General features: G+C 35.3%; 11 protein-coding genes, 1 tRNA gene, 1 pseudogene and 1 CRISPR repeat array (1 of these 14 only partly in view). Of the genes and pseudogenes, 4 read left to right on the forward strand and 9 right to left on the reverse strand.

From position 1 onward, the window contains the following. A CRISPR array of direct repeats spans nt 1-469; the repeat unit is 47 nt; unit sequence GTTGTGAATTGCTTTCAAAAATTATTATCTTCGTGATTAGTCACAGC (it extends 348 nt beyond the left edge of the window). 57 nt (nt 470-526) lie between these two features. The 3 genes and pseudogenes from cas2 to cas9 form a co-directional block, all read right to left on the reverse strand. Beyond that, nucleotides 527-865, reverse strand: coding sequence for a CRISPR-associated endonuclease Cas2 (gene cas2 / locus KBP46_RS06190; RefSeq protein WP_216444925.1), 339 nt, complete (start codon nt 863-865; stop codon nt 527-529). Further along, entirely contained in the window at nt 862-1,755 is an 894-nt protein-coding gene (gene cas1, locus KBP46_RS06195; protein WP_216444926.1) for a type II CRISPR-associated endonuclease Cas1, read from the reverse strand. Before cas1 ends, cas2 begins: the two co-directional genes overlap by 4 nt. Nucleotides 1,756-1,757: 2 nt before the next feature. After that, a pseudogene (cas9, locus tag KBP46_RS06200) lies at nt 1,758-6,079 on the reverse strand (type II CRISPR RNA-guided endonuclease Cas9). 399 nt (nt 6,080-6,478) lie between these two features. Here cas9 and KBP46_RS06205 point away from each other — a divergent pair. Together KBP46_RS06205 and KBP46_RS06210 are read left to right on the forward strand one after the other, a co-directional pair. Next, nucleotides 6,479-6,751 carry a helix-turn-helix domain-containing protein gene (locus KBP46_RS06205; protein ID WP_216444927.1) on the forward strand — a complete coding sequence of 91 codons (273 nt, stop codon included), beginning with the start codon at nt 6,479-6,481 and terminating at the stop codon, nt 6,749-6,751. Then, a complete protein-coding gene (locus tag KBP46_RS06210; protein ID WP_216444928.1) occupies nt 6,738-7,040 on the forward strand; it encodes a hypothetical protein in 303 nt (100 codons plus the stop codon). Before KBP46_RS06205 ends, KBP46_RS06210 begins: the two co-directional genes overlap by 14 nt. 51 nt (nt 7,041-7,091) lie before the next feature. Here the strand turns inward: KBP46_RS06210 and KBP46_RS06215 are convergent, their stop codons facing one another. The 5 genes from KBP46_RS06215 to holA form a co-directional block, all read right to left on the reverse strand. Next, a complete protein-coding gene (locus tag KBP46_RS06215) occupies nt 7,092-8,465 on the reverse strand; it encodes a site-specific integrase (RefSeq protein ID WP_216444929.1) in 1,374 nt (457 codons plus the stop codon). A 294-nt stretch (nt 8,466-8,759) separates the two neighbouring features. After that, nucleotides 8,760-8,844 (reverse strand) — tRNA-Ser (locus tag KBP46_RS06220). Nucleotides 8,845-8,984: 140 nt separating this feature from the next. Next, entirely contained in the window at nt 8,985-9,197 is a 213-nt protein-coding gene (locus KBP46_RS06225; protein WP_062670628.1) for a hypothetical protein, read from the reverse strand. Between the two features lie 524 nt (nt 9,198-9,721). Next, the gene (trxB, locus tag KBP46_RS06230) at nt 9,722-10,666 is read right to left on the reverse strand and encodes a thioredoxin-disulfide reductase (protein WP_216444930.1); all 945 of its coding nucleotides are present in this window, start codon (nt 10,664-10,666) and stop codon (nt 9,722-9,724) included. A gap of 271 nt (nt 10,667-10,937) precedes the next feature. Then, nucleotides 10,938-11,975 (reverse strand): DNA polymerase III subunit delta, encoded by a 1,038-nt coding sequence (gene holA, locus KBP46_RS06235; protein ID WP_216444931.1) that lies wholly within the window; start codon nt 11,973-11,975, stop codon nt 10,938-10,940. A 7-nt stretch (nt 11,976-11,982) separates the two neighbouring features. Between holA and KBP46_RS06240 the strand changes: the two genes are divergently transcribed. After that, nucleotides 11,983-12,414 carry a type I restriction enzyme HsdR N-terminal domain-containing protein gene (locus tag KBP46_RS06240; protein WP_062670636.1) on the forward strand — a complete coding sequence of 144 codons (432 nt, stop codon included), beginning with the start codon at nt 11,983-11,985 and terminating at the stop codon, nt 12,412-12,414. 197 nt (nt 12,415-12,611) lie between these two features. Then, a complete protein-coding gene (locus KBP46_RS06245) occupies nt 12,612-13,355 on the forward strand; it encodes a dienelactone hydrolase family protein (protein WP_216444932.1) in 744 nt (247 codons plus the stop codon). A 64-nt stretch (nt 13,356-13,419) separates the two neighbouring features. On the opposite strand, the gene KBP46_RS06250 is transcribed toward KBP46_RS06245, so the two are convergent. Continuing rightward, nucleotides 13,420-13,800: a PEGA domain-containing protein gene (locus tag KBP46_RS06250; RefSeq protein WP_062670641.1), complete on the reverse strand. Its 381-nt coding sequence runs from the start codon at nt 13,798-13,800 to the stop codon at nt 13,420-13,422. Between the last annotated feature and the right edge of the window lie 174 nt (nt 13,801-13,974).

The following is a 13,974-nucleotide window of genomic DNA, read 5'->3' on the forward strand; positions in this document are numbered from 1 at the left end:
TCACAGCTAGCTTATTTTGATGAGGTAGCCCGTAAGCGTTGTGAATTGCTTTCAAAAATTATTATCTTCGTGATTAGTCACAGCAGTCACAAAGAGTATCGAAATTACCCACTAGTTGTGAATTGCTTTCAAAAATTATTATCTTCGTGATTAGTCACAGCTTTAGATAAAAAATCCCTGAAACGCTCCACGTTGTGAATTGCTTTCAAAAATTATTATCTTCGTGATTAGTCACAGCATTTGTAAATTTCATAGTTATCGTCATTTTGTTGTGAATTGCTTTCAAAAATTATTATCTTCGTGATTAGTCACAGCAAGCTGCAATAATTCGTGAAGGTGCTTCAAGTTGTGAATTGCTTTCAAAAATTATTATCTTCGTGATTAGTCACAGCTTAAAGCTTCAATAAAAGTTGCCTTCGTTAGTTGTGAATTGCTTTCAAAAATTATTATCTTCGTGATTAGTCACAGCCTCAAAAAATAATCTACTGGTTTTCAGTAGATTATTTTTATATTTAGAATTTAAAATTTAGAATAATTCAAGCTGCTGAAAGGTTGGAGGTGGCTTTTCTTTATTCCTGGCAAAGAAGATTTCAATATCTCCAAATTGTTTGTCCGTGATACACATAATGGCCACTTTCCCAGCTTTTGGAAGCATAAATTTAACTCTTTTAATATGAACCTCAGCATTTTCCCGGCTCGGACAATGGCGTACATACATTGAGAACTGAAACAAGGTGAAACCATCATCAATCAGTGCCTTCCGAAAACGATTAGCATCTTTCATATTCGCTTTGGTCTCAGTCGGGAGATCATATAATACTAAAACCCACATAATCCGGTATGCGTTAAACCTTTCGGCGTTCATAACAGTTCAGGATAAGAAATCAGTCTTTTTTCTCCTGTATAGCATTTGTAAAGCGACGAAGCCGTCATTTTTACAGCAACCAGCAATGGCCTTGTTTTATCATCAATACGCACATCTTTGGTTGCAATCTGCAGAATATGAGCCTTAAATTCTTTCGTCAGTTCTTCTACATCAGGATGAATTTTCAGCCACTGCATTACTAGTAAATCAATAAACGGACGATAAGGTTCCATCAGATCATCGGCAAGGCAGTAAGGATTATATTTATTTTTATGAAAAATTCCCAATACGGGCAATAATCCTGTTTCAACAATAGCCCTGGCAACAATACTTCTGAGAACCGCATACCCGAAATTAAAGAACTGATTGGGTGGTTCTCCGAAACGCTGTCTCAAAAAATCAAGGCTGATCAGATATTTCCAGTAATGCTGAGCTGCAATACCTTCCATATTGCTTAAATCCCCAGACTTTACATTTCTTTGGTATTCAACCATTGGTTCATAATAGTTTCCCAACTTCATCAGAACATTTTTCTGATTTTCAATCTTACATTCCACGGTTTGTTTCCAAAGTTGCTTTTTCAGCGGTTCACTGGCTTCGAGCTGATCTTTTACCCGGTCAGAATGTTCAGTATGACCATACAGTGGAAGCATAATTCCGTGCGGTAAATGATGCGCATCACAACTAATGACCACTACATTATTTCCCATCATCTTCTGAATCAAATTATGAGAAATGGTAATCTGATAATGATCCAGCATCAGCAAACCCAAATCTTCCACAGGAACACTCCCCTTTTCCATTTTGGTTTCTGGACAGAGGATTTTCAGCTGCTCATCTTTGAGCTTAAGATAAGCGGGATTACCGATGTAGATTGAACGGGTAATCATAATTATATCTTTGCAATGTTCCCTAGACGGTCGACTTTAAGTTTTACACAGTTTTCTTTTATCATAATGGGCTTGCCGTTTTTATCAAACATACAACTACCATCATAGAAATTCTGCATTCTCTCACTTTTACTATTTGTACCATTCTCATTTTTTATTATTTCTGTCGCACTTGAGTAAGGAATAAAATGCCCCTCACCTCCTGTACAACTAACGAATTTGTATATCCTTTTAACTTGTTCGTCAGAAAGGCTTTTAAAATCGTTATTTGTCATATTACCCCGCTCATCATTAGATAGAATATAAACCAAATCATTCGGGCATAAATAGAAATCATTTGTACTTCTTAAATCAACCACGGGTAAACCTTGCTTTTGCCTTTCAATCACCTCATTCAAAGGAATGGTTTCATAGCTTCTCCTGCCGTTTTTATCTTCGTACACTGCAAAAAACAAATTGGTTCCTTTTGCAGCTTCTACATATTTATCTTTTTTATTTCCGGCTTGTCCTACCTGAAATTTACTACCCAGTTCAAAAACCCTTACTTTGTTGATGGGTTGATGAGGCTTGCCATCATTATACTTCTCAATACTTTTACTCAAATCTTCAATTCCTTCGGGTGAAAAAGCCAATTCAGGGTTTCCACCTTTAAGCATTAAATAATTTTTGAGAATTTTTTGAATTCCTGTATCAGTAATGGAGCCTATTGATTTTAAATCGAATGAAGCGTCAAGGCTTTTCCTTGTTGCTGTTAAAATTTTTCCTTTTGGAACTTTTACCCAAGGTAAATCTACTTTACCAGAAACCGTATCTTTATGCATTGGTTTTCTAATCGCCCAATTTATTCCCTTTTGTTCTACTCTTGCCTTATTTCTTGCACAATCTTTCTCTACATATTTTTCGTAATAATTAGTCGCTTTATTAATGACCCTAAGGTTTTGCTTAAAACTTACAATAACCGTGTCCAAATTATGCTTAACATCTACAGTAAAATTTTCCCAAGGTTTTAAAAATTGTTTTGGCACTTCTCGTTCGATTTTCTCCCCTGTTTGCGTATGGAGATAAACAACTCTTTCAAACTTCATTAATTTCTTTTTCAAATCGTAGCGGTTGGTTTCCGATTTTGCCGATTGATTATTTAATAAATTTACATGATCCTTTGTAGCACAAGCAATTACCAAAGCGTCCAGAGCATGATGACGATGGTCTATTCTTTTTTTAGAATAACCTTTCGAATACTCAATTGGAACGGTCGGCAAAAACTTTTGAAAATTTTCGTTCCAGGCGGTAAAATCCGTCGAATTGGTCAACTGATTCATTCTTTTAAAACGGGGTAAAATCAAGTCATTCCAAACATCATTCAGCCCCCAGTCCTTTTTCAATTGGGTAGTAATTTTTCCATTTCCGGGAACAATGTTTTTAGAATTTACTCCTTCATCCGAACCATCTTCTAAGCGAACAATATTAGAAAGTATACCGGAAATATATTTACTGATATAACGAGTATCATTGATCTGACGTTCAATCATTTTTTCAGGAATATCTTCTAAAAGAAGTTTATTTCTTTTACTTCGGTTATTGGCGTAGTGCTTCTTAACAAAATCTTCGTATTGATCAATATCAAAAACCTTCACGCTTTTACCCAAACCAAGTTCAATAATAGTTCCTCCAAACTGCTTAATAAATCCAAGTCCGATATAATTATCCTTCAATTTGTTAACTGCCGATTCACAAATAATTTTATTACTAAAACTATCATCAAAGTATCGACTTTGTGGGATAATATGTTCAATTTCATATTCTGGCGTAAACAATTTATTTAGTGGAATCATTTGCCCGGTATAAGGCGATTTGTATTTCTGTTCCAGCCAAAGTTTATACCGTTTTAAATCTGAAGGAGAAGGTTGCGCCGTTTTGCTTATTTTTAAATATTCATCTTCAATTTCAATGCCTGAATTTAAAACACCGTCCTCATAAATTTTCAGAATTTCTTGTTGCTGGGGTGAAAACGGACGAACATTTTCTACAGCATGATCATTCATCATTTCAGCTAATAGAGCTTTGATGCGGAGATTCGTATTTTCATTTTCAATAATTTGGCTCGTAAGTTTCTTTCTATCTTCAGCCGGAAGTTTCATTTCCCTTCCCAACTCTATATGAATTTCATTGAAGAAGTCTTTTGCTCCTTTTCCGTATTTTAGCCAAATATCTTTCACAACACGTAAAGTCTCAGTAATGACCTGCTCTACAATTGGATTGCGAAGCGAGTGGTGTTTAAAATCTTTTAAAAATTCTTCCAAATCATCAGCTGAATTCCATTTCCCTGTTATTGATGCTTCCGAATGTCTTCCATATACAATATATTGAGCCAGCCACAATTGTAAACCCTGGAAATCATTTTCATTCGTAAGATGGACTGCCTTTTCTCTTACCTTATCTTTTATATTTTCATCATATTCTCCATTAATGATCTTCTTAATCCTGTCTTTTGAAGACTGATCAATATTGGCATAATCCCAATATTTGCCCAATCGCATTATAGGCAACAATTTCTTAATTGCTTTTTCCGAATAGGAACCATATTCGCTTTTAAATGGTGGAAATTTTCTGAAAGCCTCGAAAAAAGAACTTTCGTCTAGATGATGTTTTGATGCAAAGGTTTTTAAGGCTTTTTCGTATTCTATTTTATCATTGACAGAATAGATAATATGCCAAATCTGTTGTTCGATTTCCCTGGTCAGAAAATCATCGGGAATATTTTCTACTTTTTCCAATCGAGTTGAAATCATCGTCTTCGTTTCATTGCAGGGGTATTTTTTATCCTCTACAAAATTCCAACGATGTGTTTTCTCATTGAGCTTAAAATGTTTCAATAGAGCTTTTTGATCAATTTCTTTTCTGTTATTTAAAAACTCAAACAGATTTTCGATATCCTGGATAGTGGTTAAAATTCTTTGATAACGTTTTCATCATTATCTTTTTTATATAGATTAAGATTAAAAATCCATTGCCAGAGACGAAACTCCTGATAATATGGATTCGATTTTGGAATAGCTTTTAAATATTGTGTATGTTCTGCTCCATTTTCATCTTTGTATTTTCTGAATTCCAAAGTACAGTTGGAAATAGAAGACTTCTGGCTTCTCAACGGTCTTTGGTAGAAAACAATATCCTCCATAAAAAGATGTACAAAATCTTTTTTACTTAAAGTCAGTTGATGGGCTTCATTATTTCTGTACAACTCGCGAATACAACTATTATATAAATCATCATTTTGTAATTCCTGATGGAACTGCTTTTGCTTTTCTAATATCTGCCTGAGTTCTTCTTTATAGAATTTTCTTTCAATCGTACGAACTAGTTTCCCTTTGATTTTTTGTTTGGGATTATTAAGGAGAGTTTCGTAAATATATATTCCAACGGTTTTATGAGACTGCTCGATTTCCTGCTCTGTTTTCTTCTTTACCAAAGTCCAATCGTTCTCACCCGGTGCCCGGAAACTTCTTTTTTCATTTCCGTCTTTGTCTGTTTTAACACTTCCATCATCATTCAAATCAGTTGTTACAATAAAATCTCTTGTTTTATCTTTCCAATCAAACAACGATATTTTACTTGCCCTTCTGTAAATCCATCCATTTTCTAAAACCAAAGAATACCATATATCTGATTTGCTTTTTTGTGGCTCATCTGCTAGAACATCCACAACTTTTAAAGAATAAAATTCAACAATTTTATTAGGATTTTCTTCCTCTTCTTCCCCACGCAATTGATAATATCCACGTTTTTGGTTAAAATTCAAAAGAATCCAGGCCAACTCCTCTTTTTCAATTTTTTGAGAAAGTGCCTTTTTACGGAGATAATAAATCGTCCAGTCGTACGGTATTCTTAAATCCTGTCCGTTCGTCTTAAAATCTTCAAGCATCTCGTTGAAAGAGTTTTGGAACAGAAATGAAAACTGTCCTTCAATATTTTTCCAGGCCAATTTTGGTTCAGTTTCAACTTTGAACTTCCCAAATCGTTTTTCAAAATCAATCTGTGAAGCATAGTGTTCTGGAAGGAAATTCAAAATGTTTAAAACCCTGTGAAGCCTCTCCCTTCGTAGAAGAAATCGTTCACGTAATCTTCTTACACTTCTGTATTTTGTACGTTCCGCAGTTTGCGAAACAGAATTCCCTTTACCAAAATCGCCCAAAATATCTTGAGACATCGGAATTATCCTGGTCCCCATTCCAAGAATTTCACCTTGTTTGTTTTCAAAATCCTGTTTTACTAAAGCCCACCCAATAGAGTTTGTTCCCAAGTCCAGTCCAAGTATATTTTTCATCGCTATTAATTTTGATACCACATAAAAATAGTAATAAAAAAATATTCAAATTATGGATTCCCATAAATACAGTTAATTTTTTTCTTTTATCTTTGTATCAATAATTTTGAAAGCAATTCACAATAAGGATTATTCCGTTGTGAAAACATTTAGCGCCTCGACTACCTTCGGGGCATTTTTATTAGAATTATCATCTTTAATACATCAAACCTTTAAGATTATTTAAATCTTCAACAAAATGGTTCGAGAATTGTTCTTCCATGACTACTTAAAACTTACTTTTCTAAATTTCCTGCACAGGCAATAAGAAATACAAAGAAAAAATATGCCTGTGACTTCCTCTTTAGGATATCTGTAAGTCCAAAGTTTAAATTTTGAATTAAATCAAAATTTATAAAAATGGATACAATAACGAAAAAAGATTTAACAGCATTAAGAAACCTAATAGTTTCGGATATTGAGAACCTACTAAAATCTAAGTTAGCTAATTCAAGAGAGGATGAAGAATTTGGCTGGATGCGGAGTAAGGTAATTCGCAGAAAACTGAATATTTCTGCTTCGACATTACAAAACCTCAGGATCACTGGCAAAATTCGATTCAAGAAATTATTGGGCTCGTATTATTACAATTGTGAAGACCTTCAACATCTATTTGATTATGAAAAGGAATGATATACAGCACTGGTTTGATTTCCTTGATGAAATCCAAAATAATCCAAAATTGAATGTTTGGCATATTGCTTTGTTAACTGCAATTGCCCGCCTTGCTTGGAAACAAAATGAAAAATGGATTATCAGAGTGAGCAGGAGAAAGCTTATGGAGTTTTCGCATATCACTACAATAACCAGTTATCATAAATATTTTAAGCAACTTCAGCAGTTTGGATACATTAAGTACATTCCATCTTATCATCCAGATTATCGCAGTACTGTAGAAATTCTGTCTATACAGAAAAACTGAGTCAGAAAAACAATCCCCTCAAAACTTTATGCATTGAGGGGATTGTTTCTATTAAATAATAGCCTTTGCCCTAGTGAGCATATTTTCAAAAGCATTACATCTCTCAGCAAGAGAAAGCTCTGAATAAGCGTTCCGAGTGTTTTTTAAATCATGGAATTCTTTTTCGAGCTGTTCCAGAAGTTTAACCAGGTCCCTATTGAAATTATTGTTACCTCTTAGCTTAGCTTCAAGATCTTTCATTTCCCTAGCAATTGATTCCTGTTCAGTGATTGCATAATCCTCTGTCTGTTTCACTGAATGATGACCCAGCATTTCTTTAACAACGTGTATTGATATACCGTTGTTTAAAGTAACCGTACTGGCAAAGGTACGTCGTGCTTTATGAGTATTAAGTATTACATTAACATTACATAAAACCGCTATCTCCTTTAGATATTCATTCATTTTCTGATTTGAGCGACCAGGCAGTACGGTGCCTCTTTTTATGCATAATGGATCATCTTTATATTTCGATATAATTTCCAGCGCTTTAGGCAAGAGTGGGATATCAGTGTCAGATTTTGATTTTTGCCTGCTGGACATAATCCAGGCACTTCCATCATTAGCTTCTTTAATATCTTCCCATTTGAGTTGGAAAGCATCTATATAGGACAATCCTGTGTAACACTGAAAAACAAAAATGTCCCGTACTACCGACAACCTTTCTGAGCTAAATTCTTTTTCTTCAATTCGTTTTAGTTCAGCTTTTGTCAGCGGCTTCTTTTTAACCTTGGTTTTCTTTCCAATAAATAGCTTAAACGGATCTTTAGGAATAATTTCTTTTGCAACTGCTCTCAGTACTATTTTCTTAAAATTGCTAATATACTTCAATGAAGTATTGTTAGAACATTTCCTTACTGTTTTTAAGTACAAATCATAATCCTTTACAAACTCATAGTTCAGTGTTCTGAACTCTATGTCTTCTTTATTATATTGATAATTGATAAATTCTTGAACATGGGACCTTGCGGTGATATAACGGTCATGTGTTCCTTTGGCATATTCTCCGGTCTCTACCAATTTACCCATCTCATCATTATGTTCCTGAAATTCTTCAAGCACCTTATTTCTAGGTTTATATTTTCCGTTTACGAAGTTTATAAGATCAATTGAGGTAATGGGAATACCATTATTCATAAGCTCAGTTCTGTGGCTGTTAATCTTAGTCATTAAAGATTCCAGGAAAAGGTTAATAATCTTTGCATCTTCTTTCGTACCCACAGCTTTGCCTTCTTTCTGATCCCATCGATTGGGATACCATTTTCTTTTCGTAGAGGTTTCTTTTGGAATACCATCTACAGTTATCCGCACATAAATATGGCGGATCTTTTCATTTTTTGAGCTCTTTAAAAAGAAAGTGAGCCCATAGCTTTGTTCTACTAACATAATTCAACATTTTTTAAGGTTATAAATGTCAAACTAAAAGTTCCTCGAATCAAGATGTTTAGATTTGCAACGTGTTCATTACACATTGTTTAAATGCATTTTTACAACTTTTTGAGTCTGCTTTCTATGGCAATTTTCAATCAATTTAAAAATTGCCACACAATTGCCACAAACTTTTGGAGTATTTTTGAAAATTACAGCAATTGCAATAAATAAAAAATCCTGCAAATCATTGATTTTGCAGGATTTAAATATTTTTTGATGCTTTTTGAAAACTTACGTTTGTGCATCTTGCGGAGAGTGAGGGATTCGAACCCCCGGACCTGTTACAGTCAACAGTTTTCAAGACTGCCGCAATCGACCACTCTGCCAACTCTCCCTAAACTCCGGCTATACCGTTGTTTTCAGTGGTGCAAATATAGAACGATTTTTAATTTCTGCAAAACTTTTCCCACACAAATTTTAACAAAACTTAATAATAGACTAGGAATCAGGGGAATTATTTTTTGAAAACCTTCCCTATTCCCGATCAACAATGGAAATAAAACTGTTTTTTAAAAAATCAGACGGATATACAAACTGATCTCCATCTTCTCCCTTTACTACAATTGCGCCCTGTTCATCATTAAGGCATTTGTCCAGCTGGGTTTTCATGTCATTAAGGGCTCCATTGGGAACTTCAATGATGTAAGTTCCGGTAACGTGTGTAACTTTTATGATTTTTGTTTCCATTTTGTTTTTGATTATGGGCTAATTTAGGGATTTTACTTTACGCAAAACAAGATGATCATAATAACTTATCTATCACTTTTACTCAATTGTATAGTCGTAACCACCCCGTCAAAAATTCAAAGAATTTTTGACACCCCTCCAAAGGAGGGGAATGTGTACGTCTTCAGTTGTTATATAGATGGTCATGAGGATTTTGGAAATATTTCTGGAAAATAAAGCTATTTATCTAATTTCTTATCGAATATTGGGTATGGAGAGATGTTGAATGTTGTAAGCGCAAAGGCGCAAGTAATATTAAAAAAAGACTGTTCTAAGGTGCAAAGATTTTATCTCCGATAAAATTGATAACGTATATTCTTTACTGAAAATCTCATATTGAGCGAAGTCGAAATGCTCTTACACCTTAAAATCATACATAAAGTGAAAAAAACCTTTGCGACATTGCGATTACCCAACAAAGCTCAGGTATATAGGAACAAAAAAGCGCACCCTTCGGGTACGCTTTGTATTGTATACACTGAATACTATCCGTGTAATTCAGCTAAATATTTCTCTGCATCCATTGCCGCCATACATCCGCTTCCCGCAGCTGTAATAGCCTGTCTGTAGATATGATCCTGAACGTCTCCGGCCGCAAATACCCCCGGAAGATTCGTTCTTGAAGAACCTTTTTCAGTCACGATATATCCGTTTTCATCAAGATCTACCTGACCTGCGAAGATATCCGTATTCGGCTTGTGACCGATGGCGATAAAGATCCCTTCAACATCCACTGTAGATTTCTCCTGAGTCTGATTATTGATGATTACCGCTCTTTCTACAAGGCTGTTTTCTCCTTCAATCCCGATTAATTCATGGTGGAATTTCACTTCAATATTCGGCGTATTTTCCACTCTGTGAACCATTGCTTTTGACGCTCTGAAAACATCTTTTCTTACCAACAGCGTTACTTTTTTACAAAGCTTTGCTAGGTAAGTAGCCTCTTCAGCAGCTGTATCTCCCGCTCCTACTACTACAACATCTTTTCCTCTGTAGAAGAATCCGTCACACGTAGCACAAGCTGATACACCGCCTCCTGCATATTTTTTCTCATCTTCAAGACCTAAATATTTTGCAGTAGCTCCTGTAGAGATAATAACTGTTTTGGCAAGGATCTCCTTGTTTCCTGCATATAATTTGTGAACACCGCCTGTTTCCTTAGAGAATTCAGCTTTAGTGATCATTTCGTAATGAACTTTGGTATCAAATCTTTCTGCCTGTTTTTGCAGATCCATCATCATTTCAGGACCTGTAATCCCGGCTGGATACCCTGGGAAGTTATCCACTTCAGTAGTGGTTGTTAATTGTCCGCCCGGCTCCAAACCTGTATACAATTCAGGTTTTAAGTCTGCTCTTGCTGCGTAGATAGCAGCTGTGAAACCAGAAGGCCCAGATCCAACGATCACACAATCTAAAATGTTTTGCTCCATAATTTGCTTTGTTCGAAAAGATTTAATTTGAATTAGACCGCTAATTTCGGAATTTTTAATTTCTTTTTAAAGTTATTTTAATGATACTTGTCAATATCTGATATGTTGAATTTCGATGGTAACTGTTAAGTGGTCCGGGATTCGGGGTTCGGGTTATTGCGTTACGGGGTTCAGGTGGGTAAGAAAATGTAAAACTCTTCTCCAATACCCTCAAACCTCGAATCGCGCATCTCACTATCCCGCAACTCGCTACCTCGTATCCCGCAACACATCACACCTTCATCTTAATCTTATCTACGTTGATGATCTTATACACAAGTTCTCTGATCAGTTCGGCTTCTCCCATATTTACCGCTCCCAGGCCTTTCCCTTTCATATCGAATTCACGAAGAATAGAAATCACTCTTGTGGCGTGTTTCAGAGGATAAAATCTGGCACTTTCCGCGTAGTCTTTGATAAAATAAGGATTCACTCCCATCTGTGAAGCAATGGTCTGTGGAGACTGCCCTGCCATGGTCTGATAAATAATAACATTTGAAAAATAATTGTAAAGGCTTGCCAGCATCATGACAAAAGGATTATTCTTCGGGTTTTTACCCATAAAATGGGCAATTTTAAAAGCTGCATTGGCATTTTTAGTTCCTAAAGCCTTCTGGAGCTCAAAAATATTATATTCTTTGCTGATCCCGATATGATTTTCAACGATGGTTCCGTCAAGGATTTCCCCTTCTTTAAGAATCATCTTCAGTTTGTTCAGCTCGTTGGCAATTCTGGACAGGTCATTTCCCAGATATTCTGCCAGTAGATGAGAGATATTGGGAGCTGTATTGATTTTAAGCTTTACACACTCATCTGAAATCCATTTCGGCAGATTGCTTTCCTTTACAGATTCGCTAAGGAAAAGGGCTTTGGCTTTATCCAATGCTTTGGCTGCTTTTTTTCTACTGTCCAGCTTCTTGTGTTTATGGGCAAAAACCAATACTGTAGAAGGAACGGGATTTTCTACATAGGCTTCCAGAATTCTGTTTTCCTCTTCATTGAATCGTAAATCCTGAGCTTCTTTCACAATAATCACCTGTTTGTCTCCCATCATCGGAAACTGTCTTGCCAGGGAAAGAACTTCCTGATAAGAAGTATCTTTTCCATAAGTAACTGTCTGGTTGAAAGCTTTTTCATCTTCTTCCAAAAAGTTATGTTCAAGAGCCTTTACAGCGACATCAATAAAGTAAGCTTCTTCTCCGTGGAAAAAATAAATAGGTAAAACTTCTTTATTTTTAATATTTTTGAGGATTAAATCTAATTCTTTCATCTTATTAATGGAACTTCCAAAACTGAATTTTCAGGAAACTTTTGATTTTAAATTCAAGAAAGACAAAGATAAGTTTTTTATTTATGATTTGGTCCGCAAAACTTATCTTCTGCTCACTCCTGAGGAATGGGTCAGACAACATTGGGTACATTATTATCTTACTGTAAAATCCTACTCAACATCGGCTCTGATTACCGAAAAAAAGATTATCCTGAATGGTCTTACCAAAAGAATTGACCTTCTGGTTACTGAAAAAACCGAACCCATAATTCTGATTGAATGTAAAGCTCCGCAGATCAAATTAACGGAAAAAACTTTTGAACAGACTGCCCGGTACAATTCTATTATCGGTGCCAGGGAAATTATTTTAACAAACGGTTTGCAGCACATTAATGCCTATTATGAAAATGAGCAATACCAGTTTTACAAACCTGAGTAAGGCTTATAACATTAGATAATTTCTGAAAAGTATTAAATAATATTTTATTAATATTCTTTCTGAGTTATTTTTATTAATTTCGATAAGATTTCTTTTCAACACTACTATCACAAATTTTTACACGAATTGCACAATTGTTATTGGTTGTATTTGTGAAAAGGATTAGTGTAATCTGTATTAAAATTAAATTACAAAATATGATACGTTCCATCTTATTAACTGCAATGATTATGGCTTCAGGAAATCTTTTCAGTCAGAAACTTAAACCTGTTTCCTACCAGGACGGTTCCCAGAAACTTAATGGTCTCATCACTTCCAATGCCGGAAAAAAACTTCCCGGAGTACTGATTCTTCCAGCCTGGAAAGGTATTGACGAAGAAGCTAAAACAGCGGCTGTTGAGCTTGAAAAGCAAGGCTACATCGCTTTTATTGCTGATATTTATGGTGAAGGAAAAATTCCTACTGATAACGAATCTGCTGCAAAAAGCTCAGGATATTACAAACAGAATTATCAGGAGTACCAGAAAAGAATTTCGCTGGCGTTGGAACAACTGAAGAAAAACGGAGCAATTTCTGATAAGGTAGCGGTTATCGGCTATTGTTTCGGAGGTACAGGAGCACTGGAATCAGCAAGAGGTCATCTTCCTGTAGCGGGTGTTGTTTCCATCCACGGAAGTCTGGGCAGAGATCAGAGTAGAAAAAATGAGGCTTTAACAGCTAAAATTCTGGTTGAAAATCCGGCTGATGATAAAAGTGTAACTCCTGAGGATTATAATAACCTCATCAAAGAAATGAATGAAGGAAATGCCGACTGGCAGATCATCACATATGCCCATTCTAAACATACATTTACAGATCCGAAATCACCGGATTACAATGCAACAATGGCCAAAAGAGCATGGAATCATACGTTGCTGTTCCTGAAAGAAATTTTGAAATAAACATAAAAAAGGCAAATTCATAAACTGATGAATTTGCCTTTTTACTTTTATATTGTTAGCTTAATTACGGTTTAGCCTGAAGCTCAACATCATATTTCTTTGGAGAATATTTGGTTAGAGAACCTGTTGCAGCATCAATTCCCACTCCTATTGCTCCTCCAAGAATAATATTCAGTAAAGTCACGGCATTAAAAGTTTTTGTCAGTTTTACTTCTTTCTTCTCGAATCCTTCTTTTTCAAATGTGACCATCTGCTTACCCAAACCTCTTGGAATTTTGGTTGTACAAGGTGTTGTACATTTTTCAATTCCCTTGTGAAATACTTTTGCTCCTTCAGGGCTTGAAGAAAAAGCGATTGAATCCTGAGTTCCTGTAAAAATGGTTGCACATGAAGTGGTAGAAAGCGCGATTGCCAGCATGAATACAATCGATAATTTGTTTTTCATAGATTTTAGTTCATTTTTTTAAGTCCGCGAACTTACAAAATAAATTGAAACTATCAGGCATGAAAAAGAAAAAAACTATTGCGAAACCTTTTATTGAAGGGCATTCTTAATAAAAACACATTGAAAATCAACTTCAAAGAAATCAGCAATTCATGATTATTTTTTCATGATGGT

Origin of the sequence: Chryseobacterium sp. PCH239, assembly GCF_018924625.1 — a bacterium.
GTDB classification, from domain to species: domain Bacteria; phylum Bacteroidota; class Bacteroidia; order Flavobacteriales; family Weeksellaceae; genus Chryseobacterium; species Chryseobacterium cucumeris.

Bases quoted from the DNA above. Each gene is read 5' to 3' on its own strand.
- KBP46_RS06210 (WP_216444928.1), top strand. From the start codon at position 6,738: ATGAAAAGGAATGATATACAGCACTGGTTTGATTTCCTTGATGAAATC.
- KBP46_RS06240 (WP_062670636.1), top strand. From the start codon at position 11,983: ATGGAACTTCCAAAACTGAATTTTCAGGAAACTTTTGATTTTAAATTC.
- KBP46_RS06225 (WP_062670628.1), bottom strand. From the start codon at position 9,197: ATGGAAACAAAAATCATAAAAGTTACACACGTTACCGGAACTTACATC.
- holA (WP_216444931.1), bottom strand. From the start codon at position 11,975: ATGAAAGAATTAGATTTAATCCTCAAAAATATTAAAAATAAAGAAGTT.
- KBP46_RS06245 (WP_216444932.1), top strand. From the start codon at position 12,612: ATGATACGTTCCATCTTATTAACTGCAATGATTATGGCTTCAGGAAAT.
- KBP46_RS06215 (WP_216444929.1), bottom strand. From the start codon at position 8,465: ATGTTAGTAGAACAAAGCTATGGGCTCACTTTCTTTTTAAAGAGCTCA.
- cas1 (WP_216444926.1), bottom strand. From the start codon at position 1,755: ATGATTACCCGTTCAATCTACATCGGTAATCCCGCTTATCTTAAGCTC.
- trxB (WP_216444930.1), bottom strand. From the start codon at position 10,666: ATGGAGCAAAACATTTTAGATTGTGTGATCGTTGGATCTGGGCCTTCT.
- KBP46_RS06205 (WP_216444927.1), top strand. From the start codon at position 6,479: ATGGATACAATAACGAAAAAAGATTTAACAGCATTAAGAAACCTAATA.
- cas2 (WP_216444925.1), bottom strand. From the start codon at position 865: ATGAACGCCGAAAGGTTTAACGCATACCGGATTATGTGGGTTTTAGTA.
- KBP46_RS06250 (WP_062670641.1), bottom strand. From the start codon at position 13,800: ATGAAAAACAAATTATCGATTGTATTCATGCTGGCAATCGCGCTTTCT.